20 protein-coding genes and 1 tRNA gene are annotated in these 20769 nt (G+C 61.1%); 16 read left to right on the top strand and 5 right to left on the bottom strand.

Translation table 11 applies throughout. From position 1 onward, the window contains the following. Nucleotides 1-3: 3 nt before the first annotated feature. On the bottom strand, nt 4-1224 hold the full coding sequence (locus tag DHB74_RS03870; RefSeq protein ID WP_136868855.1) for an acetate kinase: 1221 nt from the start codon (nt 1222-1224) through the stop codon (nt 4-6). Nucleotides 1225-1371: 147 nt separating this feature from the next. Here DHB74_RS03870 and DHB74_RS03865 point away from each other — a divergent pair, with 147 nt between their 5' ends. Continuing rightward, nucleotides 1372-1857 (top strand): FKBP-type peptidyl-prolyl cis-trans isomerase, encoded by a 486-nt coding sequence (locus DHB74_RS03865; protein ID WP_036989351.1) that lies wholly within the window; start codon nt 1372-1374, stop codon nt 1855-1857. A gap of 201 nt (nt 1858-2058) precedes the next feature. Beyond that, nucleotides 2059-3168 carry an NADH:flavin oxidoreductase gene (locus tag DHB74_RS03860; protein WP_499160833.1) on the top strand — a complete coding sequence of 370 codons (1110 nt, stop codon included), beginning with the start codon at nt 2059-2061 and terminating at the stop codon, nt 3166-3168. A gap of 12 nt (nt 3169-3180) precedes the next feature. Here DHB74_RS03860 and DHB74_RS03855 read toward each other — a convergent pair whose 3' ends face one another. Together DHB74_RS03855 and cysZ are read right to left on the bottom strand one after the other, a co-directional pair. Continuing rightward, nucleotides 3181-4386 (bottom strand): glycosyltransferase family 4 protein, encoded by a 1206-nt coding sequence (locus DHB74_RS03855; RefSeq protein WP_136868856.1) that lies wholly within the window; start codon nt 4384-4386, stop codon nt 3181-3183. A gap of 59 nt (nt 4387-4445) precedes the next feature. Next, nucleotides 4446-5192 carry a sulfate transporter CysZ gene (cysZ, locus tag DHB74_RS03850; protein ID WP_036989353.1) on the bottom strand — a complete coding sequence of 249 codons (747 nt, stop codon included), beginning with the start codon at nt 5190-5192 and terminating at the stop codon, nt 4446-4448. 351 nt (nt 5193-5543) lie between these two features. On the opposite strand from cysZ, the gene trxB reads away from it, so the two are divergent. Next, on the top strand, nt 5544-6491 hold the full coding sequence (trxB, locus tag DHB74_RS03845) for a thioredoxin-disulfide reductase (protein WP_036989355.1): 948 nt from the start codon (nt 5544-5546) through the stop codon (nt 6489-6491). Between the two features lie 130 nt (nt 6492-6621). Here the strand turns inward: trxB and DHB74_RS03840 are convergent. Continuing rightward, a tRNA-Leu gene (locus DHB74_RS03840) sits at nt 6622-6708 on the bottom strand. Nucleotides 6709-6829: 121 nt separating this feature from the next. Here DHB74_RS03840 and queA point away from each other — a divergent pair. Genes queA through secF form a run of 5 tightly spaced genes read left to right on the top strand, consistent with a single transcriptional unit; the run spans nt 6830 to nt 12259 of the window. Further along, entirely contained in the window at nt 6830-7879 is a 1050-nt protein-coding gene (gene queA, locus DHB74_RS03835) for a tRNA preQ1(34) S-adenosylmethionine ribosyltransferase-isomerase QueA (RefSeq protein ID WP_499160832.1), read from the top strand. Nucleotides 7880-7884: 5 nt separating this feature from the next. Next, nucleotides 7885-9003, top strand: coding sequence for a tRNA guanosine(34) transglycosylase Tgt (gene tgt / locus DHB74_RS03830; protein WP_499160831.1), 1119 nt, complete (start codon nt 7885-7887; stop codon nt 9001-9003). Between the two features lie 59 nt (nt 9004-9062). Next, complete coding sequence (gene yajC / locus DHB74_RS03825; RefSeq protein ID WP_499160830.1) at nt 9063-9398, top strand: preprotein translocase subunit YajC; 336 nt, start codon at nt 9063-9065, stop codon at nt 9396-9398. A gap of 58 nt (nt 9399-9456) precedes the next feature. Continuing rightward, nucleotides 9457-11337, top strand: coding sequence for a protein translocase subunit SecD (gene secD / locus DHB74_RS03820; RefSeq protein ID WP_074777707.1), 1881 nt, complete (start codon nt 9457-9459; stop codon nt 11335-11337). 10 nt (nt 11338-11347) lie between these two features. Beyond that, nucleotides 11348-12259 carry a protein translocase subunit SecF gene (secF, locus tag DHB74_RS03815; protein ID WP_074777708.1) on the top strand — a complete coding sequence of 304 codons (912 nt, stop codon included), beginning with the start codon at nt 11348-11350 and terminating at the stop codon, nt 12257-12259. Between the two features lie 145 nt (nt 12260-12404). Here the strand turns inward: secF and suhB are convergent, their stop codons facing one another. Then, nucleotides 12405-13220 carry a type III secretion system regulator SuhB gene (suhB, locus tag DHB74_RS03810; protein ID WP_036989367.1) on the bottom strand — a complete coding sequence of 272 codons (816 nt, stop codon included), beginning with the start codon at nt 13218-13220 and terminating at the stop codon, nt 12405-12407. A 147-nt stretch (nt 13221-13367) separates the two neighbouring features. Here suhB and trmJ point away from each other — a divergent pair, with 147 nt between their 5' ends. From trmJ to ispG, 8 genes are all read left to right on the top strand, one after another. Then, nucleotides 13368-14147, top strand: coding sequence for a tRNA (cytosine(32)/uridine(32)-2'-O)-methyltransferase TrmJ (gene trmJ / locus DHB74_RS03805; RefSeq protein ID WP_036990218.1), 780 nt, complete (start codon nt 13368-13370; stop codon nt 14145-14147). Nucleotides 14148-14149: 2 nt separating this feature from the next. Beyond that, nucleotides 14150-14962, top strand: coding sequence for a serine O-acetyltransferase (gene cysE, locus DHB74_RS03800; protein ID WP_036989370.1), 813 nt, complete (start codon nt 14150-14152; stop codon nt 14960-14962). 9 nt (nt 14963-14971) lie between these two features. Next, nucleotides 14972-16126 carry an IscS subfamily cysteine desulfurase gene (locus DHB74_RS03795; RefSeq protein ID WP_136868860.1) on the top strand — a complete coding sequence of 385 codons (1155 nt, stop codon included), beginning with the start codon at nt 14972-14974 and terminating at the stop codon, nt 16124-16126. A gap of 116 nt (nt 16127-16242) precedes the next feature. Then, entirely contained in the window at nt 16243-16674 is a 432-nt protein-coding gene (gene ndk / locus DHB74_RS03790; protein WP_036989372.1) for a nucleoside-diphosphate kinase, read from the top strand. 36 nt (nt 16675-16710) lie between these two features. After that, a complete protein-coding gene (rlmN, locus tag DHB74_RS03785) occupies nt 16711-17859 on the top strand; it encodes a dual-specificity RNA methyltransferase RlmN (protein ID WP_036989374.1) in 1149 nt (382 codons plus the stop codon). A 23-nt stretch (nt 17860-17882) separates the two neighbouring features. Further along, nucleotides 17883-18641, top strand: coding sequence for a type IV pilus biogenesis/stability protein PilW (gene pilW, locus DHB74_RS03780; protein ID WP_036989376.1), 759 nt, complete (start codon nt 17883-17885; stop codon nt 18639-18641). Next, nucleotides 18641-19627: a RodZ domain-containing protein gene (locus tag DHB74_RS03775; protein WP_136868861.1), complete on the top strand. Its 987-nt coding sequence runs from the start codon at nt 18641-18643 to the stop codon at nt 19625-19627. The genes pilW and DHB74_RS03775 overlap by 1 nt, the downstream gene beginning before the upstream one ends. 11 nt (nt 19628-19638) lie before the next feature. After that, nucleotides 19639-20751: a flavodoxin-dependent (E)-4-hydroxy-3-methylbut-2-enyl-diphosphate synthase gene (ispG, locus tag DHB74_RS03770; protein ID WP_036989380.1), complete on the top strand. Its 1113-nt coding sequence runs from the start codon at nt 19639-19641 to the stop codon at nt 20749-20751. Nucleotides 20752-20769 lie beyond the last annotated feature (18 nt).

The raw sequence follows: 20769 nt of genomic DNA, 5'->3' as shown, positions 1-20769 counted from the left end.
CGATCAGGCTTCCTGTTCCACGGGCTGGGTGGCGGCGAGGTCGAGCAATGCCAGACACTCTTCGGTGATCTGCCGCTCCTCGTCTGTCGGTATCACCAGAATGGCGGGGGAGTTGCCCGCCTGAATCTGCCGGGCCGGATTGCCCGGTGGGGTAGCATTGGCCGCCGGATCGATGGCCAGGCCGAACAGCGCCAGATGACGTACCGTCAGCTCGCGCACCAGCGGTGAGTTTTCACCGATGCCGCCGGTGAAGATCACGCCATCGATCCGCGGCAGCGCCACGGCCAGGCCAGCCAGCGAGCGGGCCAGGCGATAGCAGAACACCTCCACCGCCAGGCTGGCGCCGGCATGGCCCTCGGCGCGGGCGGCGACCAACGTGCGCATGTCGTTGGACAGCCCCCCGGAAAGGCCCAGCAGGCCGCTTTCGCGGTTGAGCATGTTGTCGATGCGCTCCAGGTCCCAGCCCAGGGTGCGGGCCAGGTGCGAATGCAGGTTGGGGTCCACGTCCCCGCTGCGGGTGCCCATGACCAGGCCTTCCAGTGGTGTCATGCCCATGCTGGTATCGAGGCTCTTGCCGTCGAGCACGGCACAGGTCGAGCAGCCATTGCCCAGATGTGCAGTGAGCCAGGCGCCGTGGCCCGGCTCCAGGCCCATCAGCAGGCTGGCCTGGGTCGATACGAAGCGGTGACTGGTGCCATGGAAACCATACCGGCGCACGCCATGCTGGCTGTACAGCGCCTCGGGCAAAGCGTAACGGTAGGCGTGGGGTGGCATGCTCTGGTGAAAGGCGGTATCGAAGATGGCGATGTGCGGGATGTCGGTGAATACCTGTCGTGCCTCGCTGATGCCGGTCAGCTGCGCTGGGTTGTGCAGCGGCGCCAGGGGCGCGCTGTCCTCGATGGCAGCGAGCACTTCGTCGTCAATGAGGCTGGCGCCGGTGAAGTGTTCGCCGCCATGGACTACGCGGTGACCGACGGCGGTCAGCGGACGATGAGCGAAGCGCTCGATCAGCGGCAGCAGACTGGCCATGGCGGTGCTGTGTTTGCCATCGGTAATCGCGACTTGCTCGCGGATATCGCCGGCTTTCCAGTTCATCACACCATCGGCGGTGCCGAGGCGCTCAGCCAGGCCACTGAGCAGCGGCTTCTGCTCGGATTCGCTGCGCAGCGCGAACTTGAGGGACGAACTTCCACAATTTATGACAAGTACCAATCTATCAGTCATGGTGCTCCATTCTTATCAGTCAGGAAGGCGCGGGGTGTCGGCGTGCGCCTCTTCGATTAACCCAACTTATACCTTAGCTGGCCGTGCGTTTCCGGTCATTTATGCGTAAACTGACCACTTCAGAGCCCGAAAACACAGGATTTTTTTATGCAGATTGCTGCCAACAAAGCCGTATCGATTGAATATACACTGACCAACGATGCCGGCGAAACGCTGGATACCTCCGCTGGCGGCGAGCCGCTGGTGTATCTGCACGGCGCGGGTAACATCATTCCGGGTCTCGAACAGGCGTTGGCTGGCAAGCAGGTCGGCGACGAGCTGAAAGTGACTATCGATCCGGAAAATGCCTATGGCGAATTCAGTGCTGAGCTGGTGGCGGTACTGGGTCGCAACATGTTTGAAGGTGTCGATGAGCTGGAAGTGGGCATGCAGTTTCATGCCTCCGCTCCGGATGGCGGCATGCAGATCGTCACCATCACCGCTTTGGATGGCGATGAAGTCACCGTCGATGGAAACCACCCGCTGGCCGGTCAGCGCCTGACTTTCGAAGTCAAGGTCGCCGACATCCGCGATGCTACCGAAGACGAGCTGGCCCATGGTCATATCCATGGCGAAGGCGGCGTGCACCACTGAGGCCTGAGGCTTCACTGAGTAGCACCGAAAGCCGGCCCTTGTGGCCGGCTTTTTCATGCCTGCCATTCAAACTCTGCAGCGATTGTGATCGGGCTTTGATGGCAACAGCTTCTATCCTGCCATCAATGTCATCAATTGAACTCCTGAACGACTATTCTGCACTTATAGTGGCGGCCCGAAACATTTTCGCAGGAGTGCATGATGTCGACCGATGCCGGTTCCCTGTTCCAGCCCGTTGTGCTGGGTTCGCTGAATCTCCCCAGTCGCCTGGTCATGGCGCCCATGACACGCAACTTCTCGCCCGGTGGCGTGCCGACCGAGCAGGTGGTGGAGTATTACCGTCGCCGCGCCGCAGAGGGCGTGGGCCTGATCATCAGCGAAGGCACCACGGTGAACCATTGCGCCGCCAATGGCTATCCCGATGTACCGCGCTTTCACGATGAAGATGCCTTGGCTGGCTGGCGCAAGGTGGTGGATGCCGTGCACGAGGCTGGCGGCAAATTCGCCCCGCAATTGTGGCACGTTGGGAATGTGCGCCGCCTGGGTACCGGACCCGATGGCAACGTGCCGGGCTATGGCCCGATGGAAAAGCGCAAGGATGACAAGGTCATTGTGCACGGCATGACCCGTGACGATATCCAGGATGTGGTCAATGCTTTTGCCCAGGCCGCGAAGGACGCCAAGGCCATTGGCTGCGATGCGGTGGAACTGCATGGCGCCCACGGTTACCTGATTGATCAGTTCTTCTGGGAAGGCAGCAACCAGCGCGACGATGAGTACGGCGGCAACATGGACAACCGCGGCCGCTTCGCAGTCGAGATCATCCGTGCGGTACGTCAGGCAGTGGGGCCGGACTTTCCGATCATCTTCCGCTTCTCCCAATGGAAGCAGCAGGACTACAGCGCCCGCCTGGCACCCACGCCGGAGCTGCTGGAGCAATTCCTCGCTCCGCTGGCCGACGCTGGTGTGGATATCTTCCATTGCTCGCAGCGCCGTTACTGGGAGCCGGAATTCGAAGGCTCGCCGCTGAATCTGGCTGGCTGGACCCGTCAGATCACCGGCAAACCCTGCATTACCGTGGGTAGCGTCGGGCTGGACAGTGAGTTCCTGGAATACATGGTCAAGACCGACAAAGTGGCCGAGACTGCCAATATCGATGATCTGCTGCAGCGGCTGGACAACAACGAATTCGACCTGGTTGCGCTGGGTCGGGTGTTGATCGTCGACCCGGCCTGGCCGGCGAAGCTGCGCGAAGGGCGTTTCGACGAAGTGCTGCCCTACAGCCGTGAAGCGCTGAAGCAGCTGGTGTAAAGCTGGCGGAGGCTATCCCTGTTTGCTGGGGATAGCCCCCATTACCCGTCGGGACGACAGACTGGCCCGCCGCAGGTAATCCTCGAAGCGTTGCAGTATCAAAGGCCAACCGAGCTGGCAGGCGCGATGCCGGGCATGTAACCGGACACTGCGTCGACCTTCGCTGTCGCTTATCAGCCAGCGCAGATTGCTCAGAAACACCTCCTCATTGGCCGCTGGTGCCAAGCCGCCGCTGTAGCGGTCGCGAAGGTGCTGATGCGCCGCAGCCAGATCGAAGGCGTTGACCGCCAGGCCGGAGGCCATGGCTTCGGTCACCACATTGCCGAAGGTTTCGGTAAGGCTGGGAAACACGAAGATGTCCGCACTGGCATAGGCTCGCGCCAGCTCCACTCCGGCCAGCGCGCCGGTGAATATGGCGTCGGGCATATCCCGCTCCAGAGTCTCGCGCAACGGGCCATCGCCAATCACCACCATCCGCAGGCGCCCTTCATAACCCGGCATGTCGCGCAATGCTGTCCAGCTGCGTTTGAGCAGTTGCAGGTTCTTCTCCGCGGCCAGGCGACCGACGTGCAACAACACCAGGTCCTGCTCACCCACGCCCCAGTTGGTCCGCAGGATCTGATCACGGCGCGCGGGATGGAACAGCTCGCAGTCCACCCCACGGCCGAGCAGCATCAGATTGGTGATGCCCATACGCGACAGCTCGCGTTGCTGGCTGCTGCTGGCCGCCAGCGTCAGCACCGATTGGTTGTGAAACCAGCGCAACCAGGCCACGGCCGGACGGTAGAACAGCCCAAGCCCGTAGCATTCGCTGTACTGCTGGAAATTGGTGTGGAAGCCGCTCACGATGGGAATGCCCAGCTGCCGGGCGGCCCGCAGCGCCGACCAGCCCAGCGGGCCTTCCGTAGCCAGATAAATGGCATCGGGCCGATTGTTTTGCCAGTGCGCCTTCAGCCGGCGCGTTGCGGGCAGGCCGAACTGCAGTTGGGGGTAGCCGGGGATCGGCATGCCGCGCACCAGGACTTCCTGGGCCAGGCCATGGTCGATCAGCCCTGTTGCTTCCCCGGACTGGGCGGGACGCACCAGCTGGATCCGGTTATTGTTCTGCAACAGCCCGTCGAACAGGCGGCCAAGGGTATTGGCCACGCCGTTGATCTGTGGTCTCCAGGTTTCGGTAACCAGGGCGTAGTGCTGATGCTGCGAAGGAATAGTGGTCATGGGCACCAGTATGGTGCCTGTCGGTGATCGGCATGTGACGAATACATGACTAATTCATGTCAGCGCAAGCTGTCCTTCGGCCCTTCCCGCACCCATAGCAGCGTCGAGCCAGCCACCGCCGAGGGCATGACCAGCAGATTGATCAACGGAATCAGCATGCCCACATACACCGGTAGCCCGAAACCGAGCGACAGCGCCCGACGACCGCGCATCCAGCGCAGCATATCGCGGAAATCCACCTGGTCGTTGTCGGCCTGATAGTCAATATACTGCACTGCCATCATCCACACGCCAAATGCCAGCAGCAGGGGCGAGGCAGCCAGGTTCACCACCGGAATCAGTGTCAGCAGCAACAGGCCGATCAGGCGCGGCAGATAATAGGCGATCTTGCGAAATTCCCGTCCCAGGCTGCGCGGCACCACCATGAGAATCTCCTGCCAGCCGGTCGGCGGGCTGACCAGTCCGCGTTCCTGTTCAGCCACCTTCTCGGCCAGAAAGCCGTAAAACGGCGAGGCGATCAGGTTGGCGAGGATGCTGAAGCCGAAGAACAGCACCAGCAACACCACCAGCGCGAATAGCGGCCACAGCAACCATTCGACAAAGGCAGCCCACTCTGGCAGATGCGGCATCAGCCGATCCATCCAGTAGTTGAATTGCCGAACGCCCCAGCCAATCAGCGCCATGAACAGCGTCAGATTCAATATCAGGGGGATGATCAGAAAGCGCCGCAATCCCGGCTGGCGAATGCGTTGCCAACCTTCTCTCAGATATTCGGTACCCCGTAACGGGGCCAGGGCGTTTGCCATTGCGGTTTCCTTCATGGGAATGATGCCTGGAGACTATAGAGATAGACTATCCGGCTGATATAGTGACAGCAGTTTCGATCATCGGGTAGGGTGCTCAACCATACACCGCCTGCCGCTGTGACCGATGTCTACGCGACGGCAACGCCAGCCGATCCCTTGACCGGTCCTGAATGGCGCTATCGTAGGAGTTTGAACAGCAAATCGCTGCACTGGATTATCTACCGCCACGGTTGCAGGGCACAGTGCCGACCCGCCGGCCGCCAGGGTTGTTGGTCAGCGTTGCGCAGCGCTGGTTCGAAGATTTTCTTTTTTTGACTATAACGCTGCTCCGGCAGCGATCTGGAGGAATCAATGTCTGAAGCACGCCACTCCCGTCTGATCATCCTGGGCTCCGGCCCGGCCGGCTACAGCGCCGCTGTATACGCTGCTCGGGCCAACCTCAAGCCGGTGCTGATCACCGGCATGCAGATGGGCGGTCAGCTCACCACCACCACCGAAGTGGATAACTGGCCCGGTGACGTGGAAGGGCTGCAGGGACCGGACCTGATGGAGCGCATGCGCAAACATGCCGAGCGCTTCGAGACCGAGATCGTCTTCGATCACATCAACAAGGTCGAACTGAACCAGCGTCCCTTCGTCCTGACCGGCGACCAGGGCGAATACACCTGTGACGCGCTGATCATTGCCACTGGCGCATCGGCCCGTTATCTCGGTCTGCCATCCGAAGAAGCCTTCATGGGCAAGGGTGTTTCCGCCTGCGCCACCTGTGACGGTTTCTTCTACCGCAACCAGGACGTGGCTGTGGTCGGCGGTGGTAACACCGCCGTGGAAGAGGCGCTGTACCTTGCCAATATCGCCAAGAAAGTCACCTTGGTACACCGCCGCGATACCTTCCGCGCCGAGAAGATCCTGGTCGACAAGCTGATGGCCAAGGTGGCCGAAGGCAAGATCGAGCTGAAACTCAACGCCACCCTGGATGAAGTGCTGGGTGATGACAGCGGCGTGACCGGCATGCGTCTGGCGCTTAACAGCGGCGGTACGGAAGAAGTGGCTCTGGCGGGCGTCTTCATCGCCATCGGCCACACGCCGAACACCGGCCTGTTCGAAGGTCAGCTGACGATGAAAGACGGCTACCTGAAGATCAACAGTGGCACCGAAGGCAACGCCACTGCCACCAACATCCCGGGTGTGTTCGCCGCGGGTGATGTGGCTGACCACGTCTACCGTCAGGCAATCACTTCGGCAGGTGCCGGGTGTATGGCGGCGCTGGATGCGGAGCGGTTTCTGGATCAGCAGTAAGGCGGAATAAACGGAGCTCCCTCGGCGAAGGCCGGGGAGCCTCTTGCAAATCACACGCACAAAAAAACCGGCTCAGGGCCGGTTCTTGTCATGCTTGCTGCCGTTGTATCGCACCATTCGCATCATCGAATGGTGCCTCGGGGGAGAATCGAACTCCCACTCTGTCACCAGAAGCGGATTTTGAATCCGCCGCGTCTACCAATTCCGCCACCGAGGCTTTGTGCAAGCCGCGCGGAGTATACGAACCGTTGGGCGTTCAGGTCAATGCTTTGCGTGGTCGAAAAGGCATATTTCCGCTACCATATGCGCCCTTTTTGTCATCCGCGGATTTCCTCTGTATGCGCGTCAGCGATTTTCAATTCGACCTGCCTGACCGGCTGATTGCCCGGCATCCGCTGGCCGAGCGTCGTGCCAGCCGGCTGTTGTGCCTGGATGGGCCGAGCGGCGAGCTGGCGCACCGGCAATTCGCCGACCTGCTGGAGTATCTGCGCCCCGGCGACCTGATGGTGTTCAACAACACCCGGGTTATTCCGGCGCGCCTGTTCGGCCGCAAGGAAACCGGCGGGCAGCTGGAGATCCTGGTGGAGCGGGTGCTGGACAACCGGCGGGTGCTGGCTCATGTCCGCTCGAGCAAATCGCCAAAGCCCGGCAGCCGCATTCTGTTGGAAGGCGATAGCGCAGCGACCATGCTGACGCGGCATGATGCATTGTTCGAGCTGGAGTTCGATGAGCCGGTGCTGCCGCTGCTGGATCGCGTCGGGCACATGCCGTTGCCACCCTATATCGATCGGCCCGACGAAACGGCTGATCGGGAGCGCTACCAGACGGTGTATGCGCAGAAAGCCGGGGCGGTGGCGGCGCCGACGGCGGGTCTCCACTTTGATAATGAGCTGCTGCAGGCCATTGAAGCCCGGGGTGTGGCTACTGCCCAGGTTACCCTGCATGTGGGGGCGGGTACGTTCCAGCCAGTGCGGGTCGAGCGCATCGAAGATCACCATATGCACAGCGAGTGGTTGGAAGTCAGCCAGCAGGTGGTCGATGCGGTCAACGCCTGCAAGGCGCGTGGCGGTCGGGTGATCGCTGTTGGCACCACTAGTGTACGCTCACTGGAAAGCGCCGCACGGGACGGCCAGCTCAAGGCATTCAGCGGCGATACCGACATCTTTATCTATCCGGGGCGGCCGTTCCATGTAGTGGACGCGCTGGTAACCAATTTCCATCTGCCCGAGTCGACCTTGCTGATGCTGGTGTCGGCCTTTGCCGGGTACCGTCAGACCATGGCGGCGTACCGGGCGGCAGTGGATAACGACTATCGATTCTTCAGTTTCGGTGATGCCATGTTCATCACCCGCAATCCGGCTGCCTGCGGGCCCGAGGACATGCAATGAGTCATATGCAGTTTGAATTATTGGCTACCGACGGCAAGGCCCGTCGTGGCAGACTGACCTTTCCCCGTGGCGTGGTGGAAACCCCGGCCTTCATGCCGGTAGGTACCTACGGTACGGTCAAAGGCATGCTGCCGCGCGATGTCGAGGACATCGGCGCACAGATCATTCTGGGCAACACCTTCCACCTGTGGCTGCGGCCCGGCACCGAGGTGATCCGCAAGCACGGCGACCTGCATGATTTCATGCAGTGGCAAGGGCCGATCCTGACCGACTCCGGCGGTTTTCAGGTGTTCAGCCTGGGCGCCATGCGCAAGATCAAGGAGGAGGGCGTGTACTTCTCTTCACCGGTAGATGGTGCCAAGGTGTTCATGGGGCCGGAAGAGTCGATGCAGGTGCAGCGCGATCTGGGTTCGGACATCGTGATGATCTTCGACGAATGCACCCCGTACCCGGCGGATGTGGACACCGCCCGCCGTTCGATGGAATTGTCGCTGCGCTGGGCACAGCGCTCGAAGGATGCCCACGAGGGTAACCCCTCGGCGCTATTCGGTATTGTCCAGGGTGGCATGCATGAAGAGCTGCGCGCCCGTTCGCTGGATGGTCTGTGCGAGATCGGCTTTGATGGTCTGGCCATCGGCGGGCTGTCGGTCGGCGAGCCCAAGGAAGACATGATCCGCATTCTTGATTACCTGCCGCCGTTGATGCCGCCGGAAAAACCCCGTTACCTGATGGGCGTGGGCAAACCGGAGGATCTGGTTGAGGGCGTGCGTCGGGGTGTCGATATGTTCGATTGCGTGATGCCCACGCGCAACGCGCGCAATGGTCATCTGTTCACCGACACCGGCGTGGTGAAGATCCGCAACGCGGCCCATCGCCATGATGATTCGCCGCTGGACCCAGGGTGTGATTGCTATACCTGCCGCCACTTCACCCGCGCCTATCTGCACCATCTGGACAAGTGTGGCGAGATGCTCGGCAGCATGCTCAATACCATCCATAACCTGCGGCATTATCAGCGGGTAATGCATGGTTTGCGCGGTGCGATTCAACAGGGTACATTGACCGCCTTTGTGGATAACTTCTATGCACGTCTCGGCCAACCGGTACCTCCTCTGGAGGCTTGAATAACGGTCAGGAAGCCCCATTATTCTTTTCTTGCGACTATATAAAACAGGAGTTCTACATGAGTTTTTTCATCTCCGAGGCCATGGCTCAAACTGCACCTGGCGCTGCTCCGGGAGGTTTTGACCCGATGAGCATGATCTTTCTGGTTGGTTTTGTGGTCATTTTCTATCTGATGATCTGGCGTCCACAGTCCAAGCGGGCCAAGGAACACAAGAACCTGATCGGTGGCCTGAGCGTGGGTGATGAGGTCGTGACCGGTGGTGGCATTCTGGGCAAGGTCAAGAAAGTCACTGATGAGTTCATCGTGTTGGAAGTGAGTGAAGGTCAGGAACTCAAGTTCCAGAAGGGAGCTGTCGTCGCGGCGCTGCCCAAAGGCACATTGAAAGCCATCTAACCCTTCCAGACATTGCATCCGGGCGCTTTCTGCGCCCGGATCGTTATCGGGCTCTCACATGCTCAACCGTTATCCCCTGTGGAAATATCTGCTTATCGTGGCTGTGCTCGCGCTCGGCCTGATCTATGCCACACCTAATCTCTATCCCGACGATCCGGCCATCCAGATCTCTGGTGCCAGCTCCACCCAAACCATCCAGCAGGCTGACCTGCAGCGCATCGAGCAAGCCCTGAACGAGGCCGGGATCGAGACCAAAGGCGCGGAGCTGAGCTCCAATGCCAGCTCCGGTCTGGTGCGACTGATCCGGATGTCAGACCAGCTGCCGGCTCAAGACATTGTACGCCGTACCCTGGGGCATGACTTCGTCGTTGCCCAGAATCTGGCGGCCACTACCCCTGACTGGTTGCTGAATATCGGCGCTGGCCCCATGAAGCTTGGCCTGGACTTGGCTGGTGGTGTGCACTTCCTGCTGGAAGTGGACATGGACAAGGCCATTGAAGCCCGTATGAACGTTTATGACAGCGAGTTGCGTACGCTGTTTCGCGGCGAGCGCATCCGCTATCGCAGCTTGCCCCACCAGGGCACTGCGCTGCAGTTTGGCTTCACCGATGCAGCAGAGCTGAGTGCCGCACAACGCGCCATTGCCGGCAAGTACAACGAATTTCAGGTCACTACGACCAGTCGTGACAATATGGAAGTGCTGCGCCTGGCACTGACCGACGCCAAGCAAAGTGAAATCCGTAATTACGCGGTAAGCCAGAACCTGACCACGGTGCGCAACCGGGTCAATGAGCTGGGTGTGGCGGAGCCGCTGGTACAGCGCCAGGGTGCCAATCGCATCGTGGTTGAGCTGCCCGGGGTACAGGACACCGCTGAAGCCAAGCGAATCCTGGGCAAGACTGCCAACCTGGAATTCCGTCTGGCGGCCGAACCAAATGCACCGCGGGCCACCGTGGAAACCTTCGAATTCCGTGACGGCATGGGCCGTCCGCCGGCGGATATCGAGCGCAGCATCATCCTCACCGGTGATCAGGTCACCGATGCCCAGTCCAACTTCGACGAAAACGGCCAGCCTCAGGTCAATATCCGTCTGGATGGCCATGGCGGCGAGCTGATGACCCGGGCGACCCGCAATAACGTCGGCCGCGGCATGGCGGTACTGTTCATCGAGCAGCGCGAAGTGCCCCGTACGGTGCGCCAGGAAGTGGATGGCGTGATGCAGGAAGTGTCGGTGCCGACCTTCGTTGAAGACAAGTCCATCATCAGCCTGGCGACTATCCAGAGCACTCTGGGCAACCAGTTCCGCATCACCGGCCTGGGCTCCCCGGCCGAAGCGTCCGAGCTGGCGTTGCTGCTGCGTGCTGGTGGCCTGGCTGCGCCCATGTACTTCGCCGAAGAGCGCACCATCGGTCCGAGCCTGGGGGCGGAGAATATCTCCAGCGGTATCACCGCTACCCAGATCGGCTTCCTGCTGGTCGTGCTGTTCATGGTGGTGGTGTACCGCGGCTTTGGTGTGCTGGCGAGCATCGCGCTGAGCTTCAACCTGGTGTTGTTGCTGGCCTTGATGTCGCTGCTGGGCGCCACGCTGACGTTGCCGGGGATCGCCGGTATCGTGTTGACGCTGGGGATGGCGGTGGATGCCAACGTGCTGATCTTCTCGCGGATCCGCGAGGAAATCGCCAATGGCGCCTCCATTCAGCGAGCAGTACATGAAGGTTTCGACAAGGCCTTCTCGGCCATCATCGACGGCAACCTGACCACCTTGCTGGTGGGCGTGATCCTGTTCGCCATGGGCACCGGGCCGATCAAGGGCTTCGCAGTCACCCTGTCGCTGGGTATCGTTACCTCCATGTTCAGCGCCATCCTGGTCACTCGCGCACTGGTCAACCTGTCTGTCGGCGGGCGCGACCTCAAGAAGTCCTGGAAGCTATGGCTGTGAGGAGCAGATCATGAACAATCTTAAAACCATCAATTTCATGCGGCTGCGCAAGGCGTCTTACGTTCTTGCCGTCATCCTGATGATCGGCTCCATTGCATCGCTGGCAGTCAAGCAGCTCAATTTCGGATTGGATTTCACTGGCGGCGCGCTGGTTGAACTCAATTACAGTGAGCCGGCTGATCTGGATTCGGTGCGTACCACCCTGCGTGAGGGCGGCTGGGATGATGCCATTGTGCAGAACTTCGGTGCCAGCACAGATGTGATCATCCGCCTGTCCAGTGATGATTCCGAGCTGGGCAACGAAATCGCCCGCGTGGTGAAGCAGCAGGACGGCAGCGAGGTATCGGTCAAGCGGGTCGAGTTCATCGGCCCGCAGGTCGGTGAAGAGCTGCGCGACCAGGGCGGCCTGGGTATGTTGCTGGCGATGGCGGGGATTCTGGTTTACGTCGGTTTGCGTTTCCAGTTGAAATTTGCCGTGGGTGCGCTCGCTGCGTTGGTGCACGACGTGATCTTCGTGCTGGGGTTCTTTTCCCTGCTGGGTCTGTCGTTCGATCTCACGGTGCTGGCGGCAGTGCTGGCGGTCATCGGTTATTCGTTGAACGACACCATCGTGGTATTTGACCGAGTGCGAGAGAATCTGCGGCTGATGCGCAATGCGGATCTGGAGCACGTGATCAACGTATCCACTACCCAGACTCTGGCCCGTACCCTGGCGACATCGGTCACTACTTTGCTGGTATTGTCGGCACTGTACTGGTTCGGCGGGGAGAGCATTCGGGGCTTCGCCCTGGCGTTGATCGTCGGCATCGTTGTCGGTACCTACTCGTCCATCTACGTCTCCAACGGTCTGCTGGTCAATCTCAAGCTGACCCGGGAAGACCTGATCCCGACGCAGCTCGAAGAGGTCGACGACCGGCCCTGAGTCGACAGCCGAAGCTGAAAAACCCGACCACGTTCGCGTGTGTCGGGTTTTTTAATGGCTGCATGGAGTGGCGAAAGAGGTTGTTTGGGAATGAAAAAGGCCGGCCCCGCATGCGGGGCCGGCCTTCTGCATTGCTGGAATGGCTTCAGCGCTTCATCGACGCCGGCAGGTGTGGCTGGATGGCCGTTAGCACCGCCTTGAAGCATTTCGGGTTGCCGGCCACGATGTGGCCCTTGTCCAGAAAATGGTTGTCACCGGTAAAGTCGCTCAGCAGTCCGCCGGCTTCCTGAATCAGCAGGCTGCCTGCGGCCATGTCCCACTCTGCCAGACCGAATTCCCAGAAGGCGTCATAGCGGCCGGCGGCGACGTAGGCCAGATCGAGGCTGGCGGCGCCGCAGCGGCGAATGCCGGCGGTCTGGCCGACCAGGCTGCGGAACATGCCCAGGTAGTTGTCCAGCGACTCGGTCTGGTCTTCACGGAACGGGAAGCCGGTGCCGAGCAGGGCGCCTTCCAGGCTCTTGCGTGCACTGACGCGCAGGCGCTTGCCGTTCAGTGCGGCGCCGCGGCCGCGGCTGGCGGTGAATTCTTCCTGGCGTACCGGGTCCAGAACCACGGCATGCTCGATGCGGCCCTTGATGCGGCAGGCAATGCTGACGGCGAAATGCGGTACGCCGCGCAGGAAGTTGGTGGTGCCGTCCAATGGGTCGATGATCCAGACGATGTCAGCGCCCTCGCCGTGGCCGGGCTGGAAGCCCGATTCTTCGGCATGGATGCCGTGATCCGGATAAGTCTTGCGGAGTTGCTGGATGATGACCTGTTCCGCAGCCCGATCCACTTCGCTGACGTAGTCGTTAGCTTCTTTCTCGCTGACGGTCAGGACATCCAGCCTTTCCATGGAGCGATAAATCAATTCTCCGGCGCTGCGCGCGGCGCGCAGGGCGATGTTCAACATGGGCTGCATACGGGGGCATCTCTGAATGGAAGTACGAAAAGCCGGGCATTATAGCAGGGTTGCGGGGCAAACTGAAAAAAAGCGTCGTAGTCAGTAGGGGGCGGATTTTAGTAAGATGCAGGGCTCTTCTATTTGCAGTGCAACCCTGGAGTGTCCGTGTTCGACAAAATTCGCGTGGTTCTGGTCAACACCAGTCATCCGGGTAACATCGGCGGCGCTGCGCGCGCCATGAAAAATATGGGCCTGCGCCAGCTGGTGCTGGTCGACCCGCAGCGTTTTCCCGATCCCGACGCCACCTCCCGTGCCTCCGGCGCCGATGATGTGCTGGCCAATGCACGGGTGGTCGCTACCCTGGAAGAGGCATTGGCCGACTGCGTACTGGTGCTCGGCACCAGCGCCCGGGACCGGCGCATCCCCTGGCCGGTGGTCGACCCACGGGAGGCGGCCGACAAGGTGCTGGATCAACTGGAAGGTCCGGCTGCCGGCCCGATTGCCCTGGTCTTCGGCCGTGAGGATTCGGGCCTGACCAGCGACGAGCTACAGCGCTGTCAGTTCCATGTGCATATTCCCTCGGACCCGGCCTTCAGCTCGCTGAACCTGGCCACCGCTGTACAGGTGCTGGCCTATGAGCTGCGCATGCAGAGCCTGCAGCGTCAGGGGCAGCCGACCAAGATGCACAAGATAGAAACCACCGCGCTGGACAACGAAGTGCCGGCCACCGCCGAGCAGATGGAGCAATTCTATGCGCATCTTGAGCAGGTGCTGGTTGAAATCGGCTTCCTCGACCCCCAGCATCCCAGGAAGCTGATGCCCCGTTTGCGTCGTCTGTACGGGCGTATCCATCCCAATCTCGTCGAGATGAACATTCTGCGCGGCATCTTGACCGAAACCCAGAAAGCCATCGGCGTCCAGGCGTCCGGTGCGCGGAGACGTTAAGCATGTTCGACAGAATGAAGGAAGATATCGCCAGCGTATTCCATCGCGATCCCGCGGCCCGCAACAAGCTTGAAGTGCTGTTCTGCTATCCCGGCCTGCATGCCATCTGGTTCCACCGCCTGGCCCACTGCCTGTGGGTGCGCGATGCGCGGCTGCTGGCGCGCATGGTGTCCAACCTCGGGCGCTGGCTGACGGGTATCGAAATCCATCCCGGCGCCACGGTGGGCCGCCGTTTCTTCATCGACCACGGCATGGGCGTGGTGATCGGCGAGACCGCCGAGATCGGTAATGACGTGACCCTGTATCAGGGCGTGACTCTGGGCGGCACCAGCTGGAACAAGGGCAAACGCCACCCGACCTTGGAAGACGGTGTGGTGGTGGGCGCCGGCGCCAAGGTGCTGGGGCCGTTCACCGTCGGCAAAGGCGCCAAGATCGGTTCCAACGCCGTGGTCACCAAGGCGGTGCCGGCCGGTGCCACCGCGGTGGGGATTCCCGGACGCATCATCGTCAGGGAGGAGGCCGTCACGGAGCAGCAGGTCAAGCGCCAGGCGATGGCCGAGAAGATCGGCTTCGATGCCTATGGCGAGACCCGCGACATGCCTGACCCGGTCGCCCGTTCCATTGGGCTGATGCTCGATCACATGCATGCGGTCGATGGTCGTATCGAGAGCATGTGCGAGGCCCTGAAGGAGCTGGGTAGCGATTACTGCGCCCGCGACCTGCCGAAACTGGATACCGAGGATTTTGAAGCGCTCATGGATGATGCGGAGCCCGAGCCGTCCAAGCCGGACGCTGACTCGTCTGCGCCGCGCTGAGGTGTTGCCATGAAACTGCCGATTTATCTGGACTATGCTGCCACCACGCCGGTCGACCCGCTGGTGGCAGAAAAAATGTGTGCCTGTCTGACTATGGATGGCAACTTTGCCAACCCAGCCTCGCGCTCGCATCTGTATGGCTGGCAAGCCGAGGAAGCAGCCGAGCTGGCGCGGCGTCAGGTCGCCGACTTGGTCGGCGCCGATCCGCGGGAAATCGTCTGGACCTCTGGTGCCACCGAATCCGACAATCTGGCAATCAAGGGCGCCGCCCGGGCCTTTGCCGAGCGTGGTCGCCACATCATTACCTCGCAGATCGAACACAAGGCGGTGATCGACAGCTGCCGGCAATTGGAGCGGGAAGGCTTCGAGGTCACTTATCTCAAGCCGGATAGCGACGGTCTGATCGGCGTTGAACAGCTGCAGGCCGCGCTGCGTGAAGACACCATCCTGGTGTCGCTGATGCACGTCAACAACGAGATTGGGGTGGTCAACGATATTGCGGCCCTGGGCGCGCTGGTGCGCGAGCGGGGGATTCTGTTCCATGTCGACGCGGCGCAGTCCACTGGCAAGCTGCCGATCAACCTCAAGCAGTTGCCGGTTGATTTGATGTCGTTCAGCGCCCACAAGAGCTATGGCCCCAAGGGTATTGGTGCGCTCTATGTGCGCCGTTCACCGGATGTGCGCATCGAGGCGCTGATCCATGGCGGCGGTCACGAGCGCGGCATGCGCTCGGGCACCCTGGCGCCCCATCAACTGGTCGGCATAGGCGAGGCCTTCGCCCTGGCCGGTGCACAAATGAAAGCCGAGAACGAGCGCATTTCCGCGTTACGTGACCAATTGCTCGAAGGGCTGGCAAGCCTGGACGGGGTGTCGCTCAACGGCTCCGCGCAGCAGCGGGTGCCGCACAACCTGAACCTGGCCTTTACCGGCGTGGATGGGGAGCTGCTGTTGCTGGCTCTGCGCGATCTGGCGCTGTCCACCGGTTCGGCCTGCACATCGGCCTCGGTCGAGCCATCCTATGTGCTGCGTGCCATTGGCCTGCCGGATGAGCTGGCGCACAGCTCCATCCGTCTGTCGCTGGGTCGGTTCACTACCGAGGCAGAGGTCCAGCACGCCGCCGAGGTGCTGTGCAAAGCGGTATCGCGCCTGCGTCAGAGCAGGTAAATACGGCGTTGCAACTCGATTGCAGCGCCTGTTACGTATTTGCAGTCAACCTGCGTATAATCTGCGGGTTGACACCCCTTTATTTATCATCCAACCCCATTTCTCTGGAGAGTTTCATGGCCGTAGAACGTACCCTGTCCATTATCAAGCCCGATGCCGTTGCCAAGAACGTGATTGGTCAGATCCTGAGCCGCTTCGAGCAGGCTGGTCTGAGCATCGTTGCGGCCAAGATGGTTCAACTGTCCCAGGCTGATGCCGAAGGTTTCTACGCCGAGCACAAAGAGCGTCCGTTCTTCAAGGATCTGGTCAGCTTCATGACTTCCGGCCCGGTGGTCGTCCAGGTGCTGGAAGGCGAAGGCGCGGTACTGAAGAACCGTGACCTGATGGGCGCTACCAACCCGAAGGAAGCCGCTGCTGGCACCATTCGCGCTGACTTCGCCGAGTCCATCGATGCCAACGCCGTTCACGGTTCGGACTCCACGACCTCCGCTGCCCGCGAAATCGGCTACTTCTTCGCCGAAACCGAGCTGTGCCAGCGCACCCGCTGAGCCCTGCCAAAGACACCAACTGAGTGATGGATTGCAATGACTGAGACCACCGGCAAGATCAACCTGCTGGGCCTGACACAGCCGAAACTGGAAGCTTTTTTCGAAGAGCTCGGGGAGAAGCGTTTTCGTGCCGGGCAGGTCATGAAGTGGATCCATCACTTCGGTGTCGACAATTTTGATGACATGACCAATGTCGGCAAGGCCCTGCGCGACAAGCTCAAGGCCCGCGCCGAAATTCGCGGCCCGGAAGTGGTCAGCGAGGATATTTCCAAGGATGGCACGCGCAAGTGGGTCGTGCGCGTGGCATCGGGCAGTTGCGTCGAGACTGTGTACATTCCGCAGAATGGCCGCGGCACCTTGTGTGTCTCGTCCCAGGCGGGGTGTGCCCTGGATTGCAGTTTCTGCTCCACCGGCAAGCAGGGCTTCAACAGCGATCTGACCGCTGCCGAAATCATCGGCCAGGTGTGGATCGCCAACAAATCCTTCGGCACCGTGCCGGCCAAGGTCGATCGGGCCATCACCAACGTGGTGATGATGGGCATGGGTGAACCGCTGCTCAACTTCGACAATGTCGTCGATGCCATGACGCTGATGATGGACGACCTGGGCTATGGTATTTCCAAGCGCAAGGTGACTCTGTCCACCTCGGGCGTAGTGCCGATGATCGAGAAGCTGGGTAAGGTCACCGATGTGGCGCTTGCCCTGTCGCTGCATGCGCCCAACGACGAACTGCGCAATCAACTGGTGCCGCTGAACAAGAAGTACCCGTTAGCGGTATTGCTGCCGGCCTGCAACAATTACATCGCCGGGCTGGGTGAAAAGCGCTATCTGACCATCGAGTACACCTTGCTCAAGGACGTCAATGACCAGCCGGAGCACGCTCGCCAGATGATCGAGCTGCTGCGCGAGACGCCTTGCAAGATCAACCTGATTCCCTTCAACCCCTTTCCCCATTCCGGCTACGAGCGGCCGAGCAACAATGCCATCCGCCGTTTCCAGGACCTGCTGCACAACGCCGGCTACAACGTCACGGTGCGCACCACGCGGGGTGAGGATATCGATGCAGCATGCGGACAGCTGGTCGGCCAGGTCATGGACAGGACCCGGCGCAGTGAACGCTATATTGCGGTACGCCAGCTTGCCGAAGAGCAAGTTGAGATTACGCCGTCGACAAATCGCCGATAACATCCAGCCGAGGAACGATTGTGATGAGCAAGCATATTGTCGTGATCTGGTTATTGAGCCTGGTGCTCAGTGGCTGTGTGACCACCACCGACCAGCCGACCCGCAAGACCGATCCCGCCGAAGCGCGGGACGCTTATATCCAGCTGGGGCTGGGTTATCTGCAGAAAGGTGAGACCGAACGAGCCAAGGCGCCCCTGAGTGAAGCGTTGAAGATCGATCCGCGCTCTGAGTCGGCCAACGTTGCCCTCGCTCTGGTCTTCCAGCAGGAAGGGGAAGCTCCGCTGGCGGACAAGCATTTTCGCGCGGCGCTGGCCAGCGCACCGAACAATGCCCGCATACTGAACAACTACGGCGCCTTTCTTCTGGAACAGCAGCGTAACGATGAGGCGCTCAAGTACTTCCAGCGCGCCGCGGAAGACACCTTCTACGTCGAACGCTCGCGGGTATTCGAGAATCTGGGGTTGACCTACAAGCGTCTGCAGCAACCTGAAGAAGCCAAGGCGGCCTTCGAGCGGGCGCTGCGGCTGAACAGCCGCCAGCCGCTGGCTTTGCTTGAGCTGGCCCGGCTGGAATTCGCCGAGCAGAATTTCGTGCCGGCATGGAACCACTATCTGAACTTCAGTCAGATATCGGCGCAGAACGCACCGAGTCTGTGGCTGGGCGTTCAGTTGGCGCGGCGCTTCAATGATCATAACCGCGCCGCCAGTTACGCACTGCAGCTGCGCCGGCTGTACCCGGCCAGCCCGGAAGCCCGTGCCCTGCTTGAGTCGGAGCAGTCCTGATGACCGACGAAATGGAAACCGCAACGGGCGCTCAGAACGCCGCACGGATCAATCCCGGCGAACTGCTGCGCGATGAGCGCGAGCGGGTCGGCTTTACCGCCGATGAGGTGGCAACCCACCTGCGTCTGACCCGCGCCACCTTGGGCTATCTGGAAGACGGCAAGTTTGATCGCCTGCCAGGAGATACCTTCGCCCGCGGCTACGTGCGGGCCTACGCGCGTTTGCTGAAACTCGACCCGAGCCGGTTCGTTGAGCACTACGACCGCTATGTTGGCATCGACGCCCGGGAAAGCCGCGTGAGTACCATCGATAAGGTGGACGTCAATCCCAAGCGTGGCGCGCGGCTGGTCATGACGCTCAGCACGGTGCTGATCGTGGTCATTATGCTGGCGTTGGGTCTGTGGTGGTGGAACGTGAGCCGTGAAGCGACTACCCAGGTGCGGGAAACCGGCGCCATGGACGACGTGCAGGTGGACTCGATGGTGCTGCCGGACAGCTTCAGCCAGCCGGACGGCAATGAGCTGGCCATAAGCGGCCCGACGATTGAGATCCCGGCGGCAGATGCTCCTGCTGCAAACGCCGAATACCAGCCTGACGAAGCGGCGGCAACCGCGCCGCAGGTGGATGCGGATCAGGCAGCCAGCACGGCGACTGACGAGGCAGCCCAATCATCACCGGCTCCTGCTGCTGAGCCCGCTGAGCCCGCTGAGCCTGTTGCGCCGGAAGCGCCTGCAGCAGTCAGTCAGAATGGCCTGGTGATGAGTTTCTCCGGCAACTGCTGGGTGCAGGTCAGCACCACCGATGGGCGAGTGTTGCACAGCGGCCAGATGCAGCAGGGTCAGACGCTGAATATCGACCGCGAGGGTCCGCTGGATCTGGTGATAGGAGCAGCCAGTGCGGTGTCGAGGATGGAATATAATGGGCAGCCAGTCGAGCTCACGAGCAATGCCAGTTCCGGCGTTGCGCGACTTCGCCTGGGCCAGTAAGAGGTAACGCAATGCATCAGCAATCCCCGGTCAAACGCAGAAAATCACGCCAGATCCGCGTAGGCTCGGTGCTGGTGGGCGGCGACGCGCCCATCTCCGTACAGAGCATGACCAACACCGAAACCTGCGATGTGGCAGCTACTGTGGGCCAGATTCGCCAGCTTGAAGCGGTTGGCGCCGATATCGTGCGCGTGTCCGTGCCGAGCATGGAAGCCGCCGAAGCCTTCGGCGAAATCCGCAAGCAGGTGAGCATGCCGCTGGTGGCCGATATCCATTTCGACTACAAGATCGCACTGCGGGTGGCCGAGTTGGGTGTTGACTGTCTGCGCATCAACCCGGGCAACATCGGTCGCGAAGACCGGATTCGCGCCGTGGTCGATGCCGCGCGCCACCACGGCATTCCGATCCGCATCGGCGTCAACGCCGGTTCGCTGGAAAAGGACCTGCAGAAGAAGTATGGCGAACCGACCCCGGAAGCTTTGCTGGAGTCCGCGCTGCGCCATGTCGATCATTTCGACAAGCTGGACTTTCAGGACTTCAAGGTCAGCGTGAAAGCCTCCGACGTGTTCATGGCCGTTGGCGCCTACCGCTTGCTGGCCGCGCAGATCGAGCAACCGCTGCACCTGGGCATCACCGAGGCCGGTGGCCTGCGCTCGGGCACAGTGAAGTCCTCGGTCGGCCTGGGCATGCTGCTGGCTGAAGGCATCGGCGACACCATCCGTATTTCCCTGGCGGCCGATCCGGTCCAGGAAATCAAGGTCGGCTTCGACATTCTCAAGTCTCTGCGCCTGCGCTCACGTGGCATCAACTTCATCGCCTGCCCCAGCTGCTCGCGGCAGAATTTTGATGTGGTCAAGACCATGAACGAGCTGGAAGCACGCTTGGACGACGTGGTCGTGCCGCTGGACGTGGCGGTTATCGGTTGCGTAGTCAATGGCCCGGGCGAAGCCAAGGAAGCCGATATCGGCCTGGCCGGTGGCTCGCCGAACAATCTGGTCTATGTCGACGGGGCGCCGAGCCAGAAGGTGACCAACGACGACATGGTGGACCGCCTGGAAAAACTGATTCGCGACAAGATTGCTGCCAAGCAGGCGTTGGATGACAACACCATCGCCCGCGGTTGAGCAGTTGGTAGCAGACAA

Source organism: Pseudomonas sp. G11-1 (assembly GCF_024031555.1).
GTDB classification, from domain to species: Bacteria; Pseudomonadota; Gammaproteobacteria; order Pseudomonadales; family Pseudomonadaceae; genus Halopseudomonas; species Halopseudomonas bauzanensis.
This window is presented reverse-complemented; position numbering and strand designations above follow the sequence as displayed.

Bases quoted from the DNA above. Each gene is read 5' to 3' on its own strand.
- cysE (WP_036989370.1), top strand. From the start codon at position 14,150: ATGTTCGACAGAATGAAGGAAGATATCGCCAGCGTATTCCATCGCGAT.
- queA (WP_499160832.1), top strand. From the start codon at position 6,830: ATGCGCGTCAGCGATTTTCAATTCGACCTGCCTGACCGGCTGATTGCC.
- DHB74_RS03775 (WP_136868861.1), top strand. From the start codon at position 18,641: ATGACCGACGAAATGGAAACCGCAACGGGCGCTCAGAACGCCGCACGG.
- trxB (WP_036989355.1), top strand. From the start codon at position 5,544: ATGTCTGAAGCACGCCACTCCCGTCTGATCATCCTGGGCTCCGGCCCG.
- DHB74_RS03795 (WP_136868860.1), top strand. From the start codon at position 14,972: ATGAAACTGCCGATTTATCTGGACTATGCTGCCACCACGCCGGTCGAC.
- ispG (WP_036989380.1), top strand. From the start codon at position 19,639: ATGCATCAGCAATCCCCGGTCAAACGCAGAAAATCACGCCAGATCCGC.
- secD (WP_074777707.1), top strand. From the start codon at position 9,457: ATGCTCAACCGTTATCCCCTGTGGAAATATCTGCTTATCGTGGCTGTG.
- ndk (WP_036989372.1), top strand. From the start codon at position 16,243: ATGGCCGTAGAACGTACCCTGTCCATTATCAAGCCCGATGCCGTTGCC.
- yajC (WP_499160830.1), top strand. From the start codon at position 9,063: ATGAGTTTTTTCATCTCCGAGGCCATGGCTCAAACTGCACCTGGCGCT.
- DHB74_RS03865 (WP_036989351.1), top strand. From the start codon at position 1,372: ATGCAGATTGCTGCCAACAAAGCCGTATCGATTGAATATACACTGACC.
- cysZ (WP_036989353.1), bottom strand. From the start codon at position 5,192: ATGGCAAACGCCCTGGCCCCGTTACGGGGTACCGAATATCTGAGAGAA.
- suhB (WP_036989367.1), bottom strand. From the start codon at position 13,220: ATGCAGCCCATGTTGAACATCGCCCTGCGCGCCGCGCGCAGCGCCGGA.
- secF (WP_074777708.1), top strand. From the start codon at position 11,348: ATGAACAATCTTAAAACCATCAATTTCATGCGGCTGCGCAAGGCGTCT.
- DHB74_RS03855 (WP_136868856.1), bottom strand. From the start codon at position 4,386: ATGACCACTATTCCTTCGCAGCATCAGCACTACGCCCTGGTTACCGAA.
- DHB74_RS03860 (WP_499160833.1), top strand. From the start codon at position 2,059: ATGTCGACCGATGCCGGTTCCCTGTTCCAGCCCGTTGTGCTGGGTTCG.
- pilW (WP_036989376.1), top strand. From the start codon at position 17,883: ATGAGCAAGCATATTGTCGTGATCTGGTTATTGAGCCTGGTGCTCAGT.
- tgt (WP_499160831.1), top strand. From the start codon at position 7,885: ATGCAGTTTGAATTATTGGCTACCGACGGCAAGGCCCGTCGTGGCAGA.
- DHB74_RS03870 (WP_136868855.1), bottom strand. From the start codon at position 1,224: ATGACTGATAGATTGGTACTTGTCATAAATTGTGGAAGTTCGTCCCTC.
- rlmN (WP_036989374.1), top strand. From the start codon at position 16,711: ATGACTGAGACCACCGGCAAGATCAACCTGCTGGGCCTGACACAGCCG.